The following is a 13,523-nucleotide window of genomic DNA, read 5'->3' as shown; positions in this document are numbered from 1 at the left end:
GAGCAGCACATGAGTCCCGATCAGGGATGCGCAGCAAGATCGTGAACTGGTTCTGAGTGTCATGGCCCCCAGGGGCTGACAGCATGAGCAACGCCCGTTCCCGCATAAGCGCGGGGCCGGGCGTTGTCGTATCAGGGGGCGCTGATCACAAGGCCGCCACCACCGCCGCGCCGACCTCGCTGGTATCGGCCATCCCCCCCATGTCCGGCGTACGCGGCCCCTCGACCAGCACGGTTTCGATCGCCCGCATGATCCCATCGTGCGCGTGCCGGTAGCGCGGATCGCCGTCGCCGAGGAAATCGAGCATCATCGCGCCGGACCAGATCATCGCGATCGGGTTGGCGATGTTCTGGCCGTAGATGTCGGGGGCGGAGCCATGCACCGGCTCGAACAGCGAGGGGAAGGTCCGTTCCGGGTTGAGGTTGGCCGAAGGCGCGATGCCGATGGTGCCGGTGCAGGCCGGCCCGAGGTCGGACAGGATGTCGCCGAACAGATTCGAGGCGACGACCACGTCGAAACGATCCGGCTGCAGCACGAAGCGGGCGGAGAGGATGTCGATATGCTGCTTGTCCCAGGCGACCTCGGGGTAGGCTTGCGCCATCGCCGCCACGCGCTCGTCCCAGTACGGCATGCTGACCGCGATGCCGTTGGATTTGGTGGCGGCGGTCAGCTTCTTGCGCGGCCGACGCTGAGCGAGCTCGAAGCCATATTTGAGGATGCGATCCACGCCGTGGCGGGTGAACACCGCCTCCTGCAGCACCAGTTCGCGCTCGGTGCCCTCGAACATCTTGCCGCCGACCGACGAGTATTCGCCCTCGGTGTTCTCGCGCACCACATAAAAATCGATGTCGCCCGGCTTACGGTGGGCGAGCGGGCAGGGCACGCCATCAAACAGGCGCACCGGGCGCAGGTTGACGTATTGGTCGAACGCGCGGCGGAACTTGATCAGCGAGCCCCACAGCGAGATGTGGTCGGGCACCTTGTCCGGCCAGCCAACCGCGCCGAAGTAGATGGCGTCGAAACGCTGCAATGTCTCGAACCAGTCGTCCGGCATCATCTTGCCGTGCTGGAGGTAATAGTCGCAGTTGGCCCAGTCGAAGTGAACGAATTCGAGGGCGAGGTCGAACTTGGCCGCGGCGGCTTCCAGCACGCGGATGCCTTGAGGCAGCACCTCTTTGCCGATGCCGTCACCGGCAATCGCGGCAATTCTGAATATCTTGTTCATGCAATGTCTTCCTGTTGTCCGGCCGTCGGTCGTGGCGCGTCGCTTGATCCGATATCCCTAGCATGCCGCAAAACATTCATTTAATAATTGCCTGCTTTGTGCATTCATAAAACACGAATCATGAATAATGAGCCGCAACTGGAAGACCTGCGTGTGTTCTGCCTGGTTGCCCGCAAATCGGGCTTTGCCAGCGCTGCCGAGGAGCTGGGGGCGTCCCCGGCTTACGTCAGTAAGCGGATACGGCTGCTGGAAGAGAGCCTGGGCGTGAAGTTGCTGTATCGCAGCACACGGCGGGTCGCGGTGACCGAGGACGGCGAACGGGTCTATCGCTGGGCACAGAAGATTCTCGATGACGTCGATCACATGGTGGACGAGGTGTCGGCGACCAGGCTGGCTCCGCGTGGCCTGATCCGTATCAGCAGCAGCCTGGGGTTCGGCCGTGTCCACGTCGCGCCGGCGCTGGCGGCCTTGGCCGAGCGTTATCCCCAGCTCGAAATCCGCTTCGATGTGACGGACCGGCTGGTCGATCTGGAGAGCGAAGGGATCGATCTCGACCTCCGGGTCGGCAACGAGATCGCGCCGCAGCTGATCGCCAAGAAGCTGGTTGCCAACCAGCGCATCCTTTGCGCTTCGCCGTCCTACCTCGAGCGGCATGGAATGCCGAAGAGCCTCGGCGAGCTGAGTGGCCACGATTGCCTGGCGATCAAGGAGCGCGACCACCCGTTCGGCGTCTGGCGGCTCGCCGGTCCCGGCGGCGAGACGGTGATACGCATCACCGGCCCCTTGTCAGCCAACCACGGCGAGATCGTGCATCAGTGGGCGCTGGCGGGGCGCGGCATCATGCTGCGGTCCCTGTGGGACGTACGCGCTGCGCTTGCCGCCGGGCGTCTGGTGCGGGTGTTGCCCGACTACAGCCAGCCGGCTGACATCTGGGCGGTTTCTCCCATGCGCTTGTCGAGCTCGGCCAAGCTCAAGGTGTGTGTCGATTTCATCGAACAGTACTTCCGGACGCAGGATGCCGGATGATGACCCCTGGCAAGGGGCTTTAGCCGGGCAAGCCGGTCTGCCGGCGCCTACGGTCTGGGCCCTGAACCAGCTCGCCCATTGAGTTGTCCCGGCAACGGAGCGGGCGGTCTGACTTCGCGTGCCAGGTTCCGCCCGGGTTTGCCGGCCGGTGCCGGTCCTGTGTGAGACAGAACCGGCAGGCCGGCTGATGCGCTCAGAAGCGCTCGGGGAACTGCTTGGCCAGGGCGCCACCCAGTGCATCGGCGATCACGTTCATGTGCTGTTTCATGGCTTCCCAGGTGTGGGCCTCCTGGCGGTAGTCCTTGTCCTTGAGCTCCTGAATCTGCTGGACGTGATGGCCGCCATGGGCCAGCAGCAGGCCTTGCAGCGTTTCTTTCGGCAGGTAGGGGTTGGCGCTGGACAGGAAGGCGGCGATCTCGTCCACGTTGGCGGCCATGGCTTTGTTGGCGCTGTCCTGCCCGCTCTTGCTGCCTTTCTCCGTGGCGATCAGATACTGCTTGACCGCGCCGTAATGGCCGGCGAGCAGGGTGAACAGCTTGTCCGAGGCGGCTTGCCCATAGAAGGGCTGGATCGACGCGGCAATCTGTTTGGCGTTGGCGACCACCTCTTGCTCCGCGGCGGCCGCGCCGGACTTGTCGTGTGCCAGCGTTTCCAGTGCGACGTTACGCACCCAGAAAATATGGCCGCTCCAGAGATCGCGCAGAGCCACTTGCGTTTGTGAAATCTTGGGGCTGTTGCTCAGCTCGGCATGGGCGAGCGGGGACAAGAAGGCCACGATAAGCGACGCCGCCAGGGTTTTTTGCCAGGTTTTCATGAGAAATCTCCTTTGTGCTCAAGCTTCTTTGGGAGCTGTATTGTAGCTTATTTTGCCACTTAAACAATATAAATGTGTTTTAACTTATCAAAGTGATTTTTGAGCCATGAAGGATATAATCAAACTGAACGGGCACATTGAAGGTGTAGCGATATGTTGGAAGCAATGGGTGAGCGTCAGCAGCAACTGTTACGACTGCTGCAACGGCAGTCTGCCGGGCTGACGGTGGAACAACTGGCACAGGAGTTGGCCGTTACCCGTACCGCGGTCAGGCAACATCTGACGGTGCTGGAACGGGATGGTCTGGTGGAACGCGGGATGACGCAGCCGACGGGGGGGCGGCCTGAGCAGCTCTTTGTGCTGACCCCGAAGGGGCAGGAGGTGTTTCCCCGCCGCTATTCCTGGTTTGCCGAGCTGCTGCTGAAGATGCTGGAAGCCAAGCTTGGCCAGGAAGAGCTTGTCAAACAATTGGCCGAGATCGGCACCACTCTGGCTGCTACCTTGCCGCCGGCACGGGCGAACGATCCGGAAGCGCGCATCCGGGCGCTGGCCGACATCATGCTGGAACTCGGCTACGATGCCCGGCCGCAAGATGCCGGCTCCGGCCTGCCAGGCATCGTGGCCACCAATTGCATCTTTCATCATCTGGCGGCACGTTTCCCGGAAGTGTGCCAACTGGACCTAGCGCTGATGTCGAGCTATGTGGGAGAGCCCGTGACACACGAAGAATGCATGGTGCGGGGTGGGACTTGCTGCCGCTTCCGGTTCACCAAGCCGTGAGCCATGTCTGTGCCGGGCTGAGGCGCTCCGTCATGCCACGCACTACCGAGGGTATTCATCCCCGTCGGGTGCTGGTGTGACATCACCGCTGGCCAGCAAGGCGTGGGCCGGGCCGGCCACCGTGCCTGGTTGAAGGGAAGGTTGGCCGAAGATCCAGAGGACATGCCTTGGGCATTTAAAAGGAATTGGCGGATTGTCATTGCGCTGCCATGTGCCACACTGAAACAAGCGGAAAGGGGGCTCGCTAACGGGTTTCAACTCTTGTTCAGGAGGTGTGAAATGTCTGTTTCCATTGCCAAATACCTTGGCACCGCTCTGTTGGCGTCATGCCTGGCGGTGCAGGCCCCGCTGGCCCGTGCCGGCATGGTGTCGACCGAGCAGGCGGCTGCCGCGCAACAGGCCCAGCAAGCCCAGGCTGATCGGGAAAAAGTGAAGACCTTTCTTGATCGGGCAGAAGTCCGTGACAAGCTGCAGGCCCTTGGCGTGCAGGCCGCCTTCGCCAAGGATCGCGTCGACTCAATGACCGATGAAGAAGTCACCACGCTGGCTCAACGTATCGATACGCTCTCGGCCGGTGGCCGGCTCAGCAATTACGACCTGATCGTGATTTTGCTGATCGTGCTGATCATCGCCGTCATCGTGTAGTTTTTCCCGATTTCGTTTGGGGTAACGCCAGCATGGGGCGGCTCAGGCTGCCCGGCTGGTGACGGGGGCCGCTGTGCGCCGTGCAGGCTGACGGAATACCAGCACGTTGCCGGCCAACACCAGAATCAGCCCCGCCAGCGCGAGCGGCGTCCAGTGATAGCCCTCCAGCCACACCGACACGTTCAGTGCCACCACCGGGAACAGGACGGTGCAGTAGGCCGCGCGCTCCGGGCCGAGCCGGCCGACCAGCATCAGGTAGGCGGTGAAGCCGATCACCGAGCCGGGAATGGCGAGGTAGAAGAGAGCACCCAAGTAGTGCGGCGAGGTGTCGAGGGTGAGCGGCAGGCCGGCGGCGAGGCTGCCCGCGAGCAGGATCAGCGCGCCGGTCAGCATGGCCCAGGCATTGGTCTGCAACGGCGTGTGGCCGAGCGCCTGCAGCCGTGCCGACAGCAGGTTGCCGGCGGAGAAGCACAGGGTGCCCAGGACCGATAGCCCCAACCCGAGCAGGGTGCCGCCGTCGGTGCTGTGGCCGGCCAATTGCGGCCAGAACAGGGTGGCGATCCCGGCCAGCCCCAGCGCGCCGCCCGCCATCACCTGCGGGGCAATGCGGCGCTTGAGGATCAGGCGCGCATTCAGTGCGTTCCACAGCGTGGCGGTGGAGAACACCACGGCCACCAAACCGCTCGGCAGATAGTGGCTGGCGTAGTAAAAGCACAGGAAATTGAAGCAGAACAGCGTCAGCCCCTGCGCGGCGATCAGGCCGAGGGCTGTGCCGTGCGGGCGACGCAGCTGGCGGCGCCAGGCCAGGATGGCGAACAACGCCGCGGCGGCGAGGAAAAAGCGGTAGGCGATCGAGAGCGGAATCGGAACCGGCCCCAACTGCACCTTGATGGCGATCCAGGTGGTGCCCCAGATCAGCACGGTGGAGAGGTAAAGCAGGGCGTTCATGGCGATGACTCCGGGGGAGGGACAATGGCGCTAGTTTCACCGAACCCGGCGGAACGGGATTGCACATTCCTGCGCTTTTTTGGCGCCGAGCGATGCCGTATAGGCCGTCAGGCCGTACACTAACGGCATCGAGAAAGCCACATCATGCCCCGCGCCACCCTACCCGTTTACGACACCCTGACCCAGACCCGCGCCGAACTGGAGCGCAGCAGCACGCTCGGCGACGGCCTGTCGGTCGCGCTGTGGCAGCGCAACCAGCTGGAAGACACCGTCTACAGCCGTCCCGGCCACCATACCTTGTCGCTCTACCTCGAAGGCGGTTTCGACATTCGGCGCCGCGACCAGCCCGGCCGGCGTGGGGCGCCGGACAAGCTGTGCATCCTGCCCGCCGAACACGAATCGGATTGGCGCGTCAGCGGCCCGATCCGCTTTCTGCACCTGTATTTTGCCCCCGGCCGCTTCGACGCCCTGGCACTGACCCTGCTCGACCGCGAGGCGCGCGACCAGCAGCTCTACGACCGCACCTACATGGACGACCCGCTGCTCGCGGCGGCGTGCCGGCAACTGGCCGGACTCGATTGGGACGATCCGCATGGCCGGCTGGCCGGCAACGCGCTCGGCCATGAGGTGCTGGCGCACCTGATGCTGACGCAGACCGGCCGGCGCCGCACGGTGACAGTGAGAGGAGGGCTCGCCCCGGCGCAGCGCCGCCGCGTGCAGGAGCTGATCGAGGCCCGGCTCGACAGCGTGTTGACGGTGGGCGAACTGGCGGCCGAGCTGGCGCTGTCGGAGTACCACTTCGCGCGCATGTTCCGCGCCTCGTTCGGCCAACCTCCACATGCCTGGATCTTGCAGCGTCGCCTGCTGCGCGCCCGGGAGGCGCTGGCGGGAGGGGATCAGGCGCTGGCCGATATCGCCGCGAGCTGCGGCTTCGCCAGTGCCAGCCACCTGGCCAACCGCTTCCGTGCCGCGCTCGGCGTGACGCCCGGCGAATACCGGCGCTGGGCGGGGAGATAGGCGCCCGCCCGGCCTGTTGATCGCGCTGTAGCACGCTTGGCGAGACGCACGAGGTGTCGCCTCCGATCGCTCTGGCGCTATTGCGTGGTGTTGGGGCCTCCGTCTGCACGGCAAGAATGATCGCCATGGCCGCGATATCGCCTGTCCGGCCCGTCTTTGTTGACCAGGAGAGAGACATGACCGCTTCCATGAAACGCGCGCTGATCGTCATCGATGTGCAAAACGAATACGTCACGGGCCACTTGAGGATCGAATACCCGGCGGTGGAGTTGTCGCTGAGCCATATCGGCCAGGCCATGGACGCCGCGCATGCGGCGGGCATACCCATCGTGGTGGTGCAGAACAGCGCGCCGTCCGGTTCGCCGATCTTTGCCCGCGGCTCCGACGGCTGGGCGTTGCATCCGGTGGTGGCCGGCCGTCCCGCCGAGCATTACGTGGAGAAGACCCTGCCCAGTGCCTTTGCCGGCACCGATCTGGAAAGCTGGCTGCGCGAGCAGGGCATCGACACGCTGACGGTGGTCGGCTACATGACCCACAACTGCGTCGATTCGACGGTGAAGCAGGCGCTGCACACCGGGTTTGCCGTCGAGGTGCTGGACGACGCCACCGGCTCGGTCCCGTATTCCAACCGGGCCGGCCTCGTCAGTGCGGAGATGATCCATCGCACCTTCATGGTGGTGTTGCAGTCGCGTTTTGCCAATGTGATGGATACGGCCACCTGGCTTGCCGCGCTCGCTGGGCAGCCGCTGCCGGAGCGCGAGTCGATCTACGCTTCCAACCAACATGCGCTGCAAATGAGAGCGCGCATGGCTTGATGCCGGTATCGGGCGCTGCCAAGCGCACATCGGCTGCCATGCCCACGCTGTGCCGGCATGGCAGCCGACATCAGTCGACATGCGGCCGTAGCGCGCCGGGAATCCTTTGTCGCGTCATTCCTCCGCTATCCAGCCAGCGGCGCGTGTTCTCTGCCGCGCGCTCGATCAATTCACGAGCGCGCGAGAAATCGTAGGGCGATACCGACAGGGGGCACAACGGCGGCACCGTGATCACCTCAACCTGGCCGGTGAGCTGCTCCAGATCACGAACGAGTTGATGCGCGATCAGCAAGTTAAGCGCATGCAGGGCGTTGGCAATGACTGTTGCGGGTGGCGCTTCGAGGGCGCAGGCAAAGCCGGTGGGTAGCACGACCAGCCGGCTGGCCCCCAGTTCGACGGCTGTCATGATGGGCGTGTTGCTGGCGATGGCGCCGTCAATCAGATACGTTTCCCCGACTCGAACCGGCGCAAAGGCCGCCGGTATCGCGCAACTGGCAAGGATCGCCTCGATGGCCGGACCGGAGGACAGCCGCACTGAGGCACCACTCAACAGCTCGGTGGCCGTAATATGTATGGGGATGGCGGCGTTCTCCAGGTTCCGGTAGGGAAGGTGGCGCTCAACGAGATGACGTAACCCTCCCGAATCGACCAGAGACGGCGACTCGAAAAACAGGCCGACGAGGTGACGCAAGGTCAGCGGAAATATCTCCTGGCGTTGCAGACCGCACCAGATGCTTTCCAGGCTGGCCACTCCAGCCGCTGTCGGATTCCCTGCAAAATAGGCACCGTTCAGGGCTCCCACCGATGAGCCCACCACCAGTTCAGGCTGGATGCCGTTCCTCACCAGCTCCCGCAGCATCCCCACCTGGATGGCGCCGAAACTGCCACCGCCAGCCAGCACGAAAGCGGTTTTTCCCGAGGGGCTGTTTGTCATTCAGGGTTCCCTCCGCTGTGATTTGGGGGGACCCCATCCCGAGCGACGGCGAGAGCGCCAGGGGTGAGGCGGGTATTCGGAATGCGTGTTGGCGACTCTCAGTACCCGTAGAACTCTTCGGTGCGGATATCATCATCATCGACGCCGGCAAGATTCAATACCCGGTGCATGTCTTCGACCATCGCAGGCGGTCCGGCAAGGTAGTAGATCGGCGCCGGAAGCTCGCCGATGACCCGTTTCAACAGCGTCTCGTCAATCTTGCCCACGTCTCCCGTCCATGGCCGGCTGGATTGCTCCATCTGTGTCATCGTCGCCACCAGACGGAAGTGATGGTTCCGTTGTTCAAGCGTTTGCAGTTCGGCGAGAAAGGCGGCGTCCTCCGGCCGGCGATTGGAATAGATCAATACCAGGCGCTGTGCTAACCCATCCTGTGCCGCTTGCCGCAAGATGCTCATGAACGGCGTAATGCCAATCCCTCCCGCAATAAAGACGGCCGGCCGCGCACGATTGTTGTGCAGGGTCAGCGATCCGAACGGCCCTTCGATCCGGATGGGCGACCCGATTGCCAGCGACTTCAAGGCTCGCTTGAACGCACTGTCGCGCATGCGCGTGGTAATGCTCAGATGCTCTTCGAACGGCGCGCTGACGATAGAGAAGGCATGGCGGGCGCTTTGTGGATCGGTAGCCGGTGGATCGACGAGGACGACGTCCATCGCCTGACCGGGCTTGAAACTGAAGCCTGGCGGTTTTTCAAAATGAAACGCCATAGTGCCCTCCACGATCATTTCGTGGCCTTCGATTCTTGTGTCGTAAGCACTCATTTTGTGGCTCCCATTGGTCGATGAATCTTGCCGTTTGCTCTGGAGGGCGTTGGTGTGCGGTTATTTCAGATTTGGCCACTAATGCCTGTTTGTCAATCATTATATGATTTAATATTTTGATATCACTCGAGCACCCTGACGGTTGGTGGTGCCGCTTTTAGTCATGCACTTCTCGCCAGTGCCCAATAGGAGATAAGACGCGTCTTATGCGCGTTAATGAAGATCCTCGTTCCACCCGGAACGGGGACTCGGCATGCCCTGTGAGCCGGCTTGACCCGTGCGAAAGGGGGTGGCCCGAGTTCAGCCTTGAAGGTCCGCTATGGGTAAATGGGCGGGATCGATGGTGGAAAGCGCACGGTCACGGTGCTTTCATCAAGTCCGTCTAGAGTGGGTGTCTTTCCATCGTCAGGCGGGGGCGCCCGTGGCTTATGTCGATTTGTACTGCGAGCGGATCGCACCGGGTTTGCTCGGCGAGCCGATCAATACACTGAGCAATCTGGCATTTTTTGCCGCTGCCTGGTGGGTGTGGCGTCACGCTGCGATGGCGGGTGCGGACTCGGGCCGGGCGCGCTGGCTGGCGGGGTTGCTGGCGTTGATCGGTGCCGGCAGCTTCATCTTCCACGCTTTCGCCACCGGTTGGGCCGAGTGGCTCGATGTGCTGCCCATCCTGTTGTTCCAACTGGTGTTTCTCTGGCGCTATTTCCGCGATATCGCCGGCTGGCGGCGCGTTGCGGCGGGGATTTTCCTGGCGGGTTTCGTCGCCGCCGGGGTCGAGGCCGGAAATTACCCGCAATGGCTGAACGGTTCGCTGTCCTACCTGCCGGCGCTGCTGGTGTTGCTGGGCATCGCGGTCTGGCATGGCCGGACCGGCCGCGCGGGCTGGAAGCCGCTGGCGGCGGCGGGTGGCATTTTCGTGGTGTCGCTGTTTTTCCGCTCCGTCGACAATGCCGTCTGTCCCGCCTTCGCCATCGGCACGCATTTCCTGTGGCACTTTCTCAATGCCGTGGTGCTGGCGCTGGCGGTGCGAGGGTGGATGCTGGGGGTGTCGGGGGCAGCGCTGTCCGGTCGCCTCGGCGGCGTCGCGGGACGCCGTGTAGGCGAGCCGTTCTAGTCGCTGGTGATCTGCCCGGCCGTGCGCGGTGTTATCAGCTTGAAAGTGCCCATCGCCTTGGCGACAAACCCGCCCGCCGCATCGCGGATTTCCCCTTCGCAAAATACCAGGGAGGCGCCGGCGCGCAGCACGCGGCCTTCGCAGTCCAGCACGCCGTTGGCGGGCTCCAGGAAGCTGACGTTCAGGTCCACCGTGGCGACACCGGTCGAATTCGGGCGCATGCCGCGGGCGGCGGCGGCCAGCGTGACGTCGAACAGCGTCATCAACAGCCCGCCGTGGCCGTTGCCGGCGGCGTTCAACAGCTGCGGGGTCAGCTCGACGCGCGCCCGAGCAAGGCCGGGTTCGCGTTCTACGGCGACGATGCCGCAATGCTCGATGAAGGGGCTGTGGATGCCGAAGAAGTCGCTCATGGGTGGTTCCTGTCGTACTGATCCGGAGGGTGGGAGAGATCGGCTGAGCGGCGAGAGCCTGTTTACGATCTCGCGAGCTAGAGCGAGACAAGGCAAAAACGGCTAAGGAAGCGGCGTTTACACGTGGTCAATGAGCATTCCGAAGACGGTTTTAACGCCGTATCGCCGACGCGCCGCAGATCGTAAACAGGTTCTCAGGGCTTGGCGCCGCCTGTCTTCAGCTGTTGGTAGTCGCCCAAAACGCCGTCGGCCTGCTGCAGGATGTCGCGCAGGGTGTCGGCCGGGGTGAAACTGTCGAAGTTCAACGCCGGGTCGAGCGCCAAGAGGGCGCGGCGCGCGCTGGTGCAGACGTCGACCGCGGCGTTGAAGTCGGCCGGGCCCAGTACCTTGCCGTTGCGGATCTTGCGGTAGTGCACCCGGCACATTTGTAGATATTGGCGGGCGGTGTCGTGGGCGTCGAGCGCACCGGCGTTCTCCAGCTCGGTGAACGCCGCCATCAGCGCCTGGCAGGCTTGCTCGGCGCGCGCCAGGCGCTTTTCCAACGCCAGTCTGGCGTCGCGACTGGGATTGGCTGCGGAGGGTTTCTTGGGTTTGGCGGCCATGCGCTGACTTTCTGGTTGAGTGGGGCACGCCCGTAGCCGCGCCCCGCGGGGGTTCGAGGGGAGCATTTTAACGTGCATTGCCTAGAGCGGCACAGCGGGGCCGACGTCGGCTCTTTTATGAGCCGCCAACAAAACCCAGCACGGCGCTCTTGGCTAGGCGCACCGCCGCAGACAGTACAACAACGCCAAGAGGTTTTCGTTGGCGGTTCTTAGCAGACTGGGGTGTCGTCGTGTCGGCCGGGTTCAGCCAGTACCTCATGGCGCCAACCGTTTTCGAAAACCAGTTCTTCCAGCGGCCGGCGGCTGGCCCAGTGTTCCTGTTCCAGCATCGGTTTTTCGTAGAAGGCGTCGACGTGGCCTAAGCAGAGAATGGCCACAGCCTTGGCACCCGGCGGTAGTTGCAGCAGTTCGCCCAGCGCGGCCGGGTCGAACAGCGAGACCCAGCCCAGGCCGAGGCCTTCGGCACGGGCAGCGAGCCACAGGTTCTGGATGGCGCAGGCGACCGAGGCGAGGTCCATCTCCGGCAGGGTGCGCCGGCCGAACACGTGGCGTTCGCGCCCGTCCATCAGCGCCGCCACCAGCACTTCGCCGCAATCGAGGATGCCTTCCACCTTGAGGCGCATGAATTCGTCCTGGCGCTCGCCGAGCGCTTCGGCGGTGCGCACCCGTTCGGCTTCGACCAGGGCATGCATGTCGCGGCGCAGTTGCGCGTCACTGATGCGGATGAAGCGCCACGGCTGCATGAAGCCGACGCTCGGCGCGAGATGCGCGGCTTGCAGCAGGCGGGCGAGGACTTCGGGGTCGACCGGGTCGGGGCGGAAGTGGCGCATGTCGCGCCGTTCGCGGATGGCGCGGTAGACGGCGGCGATTTCGGTGTCACTGTATCGATTCATGGTATAGGGGGGGCCTTGAAAACCGTCGCGAGCGAGCCGAGTGCAAGGCGCACGGCGCGCAGCGACCGAGATAGTACAAGTTGTACAGCAATGGAGCCTGTGGCTGGGCGAGTTGCTGAGCAACTCGCACGCCAACCGTGCAACGCAGCAATCGGAGCGCGCAGCAGGTTTTAGGGACCCCCTCTGAACAATCGGGCGGTGGCGATGGGGTTGGACGGGAACCAGGCGTGCAGATAGCTCGCCACGATGCTGCCGTGGCGATACACCGCTTCGCCCGGTGCCGTGCCGCTGGCGCGTCGGGCATGGGTGAGCGGGGCGAGCGGCGTGGTGAGGCTCGAATAGTGGAAGGTGTGGCCGCGCAGGGTTTCGCCGTCGAGTTCCACCGACTGCAAGCCGAGCCCGGCGAGGCGCCGGCCCAGCGTGGCGTGGCCGGGCAGCAGGCCGAGCAGGGCGCCGGTGTGGCCGGCCTTGTCGGTCAGCGCGTCAAGCAGGTAGAGCATGCCGCCGCACTCGGCGTAGAGCGGTTTGCCGGCGGCGACGTGGTCTCGCAAACCGGTTGCGGTCCGAAGGTTGGCCGAAAGCGTGGCGAGGTGCAGTTCCGGGTAGCCGCCCGGCAGGTAGACGGCGTCGGCCTCCGGCAGTGCATCGTCGACCAGCGGCGAGAAGAACGCGAGCTCGGCGCCGAGCGTTTCGAGCAGTTCCAGGTTGGCCGGGTAGATAAAGGAGAAGGCCTGGTCGCGCGCGATGGCGATCTTTACGCCAGAGAGCAGTGGCGGCACGGCTTCGGCCAACGTTGGCCGAAAGGCGACCGGTGGCGGCAGTTCGGTGAGCGCGGTGGCGGCGATCTGCGCGGCGGCGCGTTGCAGGCGCGCTTCAAGGTCGTCGATCTCCTGCGCCTGCACGAGGCCGAGGTGGCGCTCCGGCAGGCTCATGGCGTCTTCGCGCATCACGGTGCCGAAACAGCGCAGGCCGGGCGGCAGCGTCTGCAGCAGCATCTCGGCGTGGCGCGCGCTGGCGACGCGGTTGGCCAGCACGCCGTAAAACGGCAGGCCGGGACGGAAGCTGGCAAGGCCGTGCGCGACGGCGGCGAAGGTCTGCGCCATGCCGGTGGCGTCGATCACCGCCAGCACCGGCACGCCGAAGGTTTGCGCCAGATCGGCGCTCGACGGCGTGCCGTCGAACAGCCCCATGCTGCCTTCGATCAGGATCAGGTCGGCATCACTCGCCGCATCGTACAGGCGCCGGCGGCAGTCGGCCTCGCCGGTCATCCATAGGTCGAGCGAATGCACCTGATGGCCCGAGGCGCGCTCGAGGATGTAGGGGTCGAGAAAATCCGGCCCGGTCTTGAACACGCGAACCTTGCGGCACTGGTCGCGGTGGTAGCGCGCGAGGCCGGCGGTGAGCGTGGTCTTGCCCTGGTGCGAGGCCGGGGCGGTGAGGAACAGCGCCGGGCAGGAGCGAGCCTTCGGTGTGCTGGGCATG

15 protein-coding genes are annotated in these 13,523 nt (G+C 64.4%); 6 read left to right on the top strand and 9 right to left on the bottom strand.

Translation table 11 applies throughout. The features are described from left to right. Nucleotides 1-145 precede the first annotated feature (145 nt). Nucleotides 146-1,225, bottom strand: a complete 1,080-nt coding sequence (locus AC3WG5_RS03275; protein WP_492567771.1) for a tartrate dehydrogenase — start codon at nt 1,223-1,225, stop codon at nt 146-148. A gap of 120 nt (nt 1,226-1,345) precedes the next feature. On the opposite strand from AC3WG5_RS03275, the gene AC3WG5_RS03270 reads away from it, so the two are divergent. Further along, on the top strand, nt 1,346-2,251 hold the full coding sequence (locus tag AC3WG5_RS03270) for a LysR substrate-binding domain-containing protein (protein ID WP_492567770.1): 906 nt from the start codon (nt 1,346-1,348) through the stop codon (nt 2,249-2,251). Between the two features lie 193 nt (nt 2,252-2,444). Here the strand turns inward: AC3WG5_RS03270 and AC3WG5_RS03265 are convergent, their stop codons facing one another. Next, complete coding sequence (locus AC3WG5_RS03265) at nt 2,445-3,065, bottom strand: hypothetical protein (protein WP_492567769.1); 621 nt, start codon at nt 3,063-3,065, stop codon at nt 2,445-2,447. Nucleotides 3,066-3,218: 153 nt separating this feature from the next. Between AC3WG5_RS03265 and AC3WG5_RS03260 the strand changes: the two genes are divergently transcribed. Beyond that, nucleotides 3,219-3,845, top strand: coding sequence for a helix-turn-helix transcriptional regulator (locus tag AC3WG5_RS03260; RefSeq protein WP_492567768.1), 627 nt, complete (start codon nt 3,219-3,221; stop codon nt 3,843-3,845). Between the two features lie 279 nt (nt 3,846-4,124). Continuing rightward, nucleotides 4,125-4,490 carry a PA2779 family protein gene (locus AC3WG5_RS03255; protein WP_492567767.1) on the top strand — a complete coding sequence of 122 codons (366 nt, stop codon included), beginning with the start codon at nt 4,125-4,127 and terminating at the stop codon, nt 4,488-4,490. A 42-nt stretch (nt 4,491-4,532) separates the two neighbouring features. Here the strand turns inward: AC3WG5_RS03255 and AC3WG5_RS03250 are convergent, their stop codons facing one another. After that, nucleotides 4,533-5,438 (bottom strand): DMT family transporter, encoded by a 906-nt coding sequence (locus AC3WG5_RS03250; protein WP_492567766.1) that lies wholly within the window; start codon nt 5,436-5,438, stop codon nt 4,533-4,535. Nucleotides 5,439-5,582: 144 nt separating this feature from the next. Between AC3WG5_RS03250 and AC3WG5_RS03245 the strand changes: the two genes are divergently transcribed. Together AC3WG5_RS03245 and AC3WG5_RS03240 are read left to right on the top strand one after the other, a co-directional pair. Continuing rightward, the gene (locus AC3WG5_RS03245) at nt 5,583-6,455 is read left to right on the top strand and encodes a helix-turn-helix domain-containing protein (RefSeq protein ID WP_492567765.1); all 873 of its coding nucleotides are present in this window, start codon (nt 5,583-5,585) and stop codon (nt 6,453-6,455) included. A gap of 176 nt (nt 6,456-6,631) precedes the next feature. Next, on the top strand, nt 6,632-7,270 hold the full coding sequence (locus AC3WG5_RS03240; RefSeq protein ID WP_492567764.1) for a cysteine hydrolase family protein: 639 nt from the start codon (nt 6,632-6,634) through the stop codon (nt 7,268-7,270). A 70-nt stretch (nt 7,271-7,340) separates the two neighbouring features. On the opposite strand, the gene AC3WG5_RS03235 is transcribed toward AC3WG5_RS03240, so the two are convergent. Then, nucleotides 7,341-8,204: a patatin-like phospholipase family protein gene (locus AC3WG5_RS03235; protein WP_482582203.1), complete on the bottom strand. Its 864-nt coding sequence runs from the start codon at nt 8,202-8,204 to the stop codon at nt 7,341-7,343. Between the two features lie 98 nt (nt 8,205-8,302). Continuing rightward, nucleotides 8,303-9,025: a ferredoxin--NADP reductase gene (locus tag AC3WG5_RS03230; RefSeq protein WP_492567763.1), complete on the bottom strand. Its 723-nt coding sequence runs from the start codon at nt 9,023-9,025 to the stop codon at nt 8,303-8,305. Nucleotides 9,026-9,446: 421 nt separating this feature from the next. On the opposite strand from AC3WG5_RS03230, the gene AC3WG5_RS03225 reads away from it, so the two are divergent. After that, nucleotides 9,447-10,136: a ceramidase domain-containing protein gene (locus tag AC3WG5_RS03225; protein ID WP_492567762.1), complete on the top strand. Its 690-nt coding sequence runs from the start codon at nt 9,447-9,449 to the stop codon at nt 10,134-10,136. Here AC3WG5_RS03225 and AC3WG5_RS03220 read toward each other — a convergent pair. From AC3WG5_RS03220 to AC3WG5_RS03205, 4 genes are all read right to left on the bottom strand, one after another. Continuing rightward, complete coding sequence (locus AC3WG5_RS03220) at nt 10,133-10,546, bottom strand: PaaI family thioesterase (protein ID WP_492567761.1); 414 nt, start codon at nt 10,544-10,546, stop codon at nt 10,133-10,135. The genes AC3WG5_RS03225 and AC3WG5_RS03220 overlap by 4 nt on opposite strands. 194 nt (nt 10,547-10,740) lie before the next feature. Continuing rightward, the gene (locus AC3WG5_RS03215) at nt 10,741-11,148 is read right to left on the bottom strand and encodes a hypothetical protein (RefSeq protein WP_008954025.1); all 408 of its coding nucleotides are present in this window, start codon (nt 11,146-11,148) and stop codon (nt 10,741-10,743) included. A 209-nt stretch (nt 11,149-11,357) separates the two neighbouring features. Beyond that, nucleotides 11,358-12,041: a 5,6-dimethylbenzimidazole synthase gene (gene bluB / locus AC3WG5_RS03210; protein ID WP_492567760.1), complete on the bottom strand. Its 684-nt coding sequence runs from the start codon at nt 12,039-12,041 to the stop codon at nt 11,358-11,360. 170 nt (nt 12,042-12,211) lie between these two features. Continuing rightward, on the bottom strand, nt 12,212-13,522 hold the full coding sequence (locus AC3WG5_RS03205) for a cobyrinic acid a,c-diamide synthase CobB (RefSeq protein ID WP_492567759.1): 1,311 nt from the start codon (nt 13,520-13,522) through the stop codon (nt 12,212-12,214). Between the last annotated feature and the right edge of the window lies 1 nt (nt 13,523).

Source organism: Pseudogulbenkiania sp. FW507-F1 (assembly GCF_058781125.1).
This window is presented reverse-complemented; position numbering and strand designations above follow the sequence as displayed.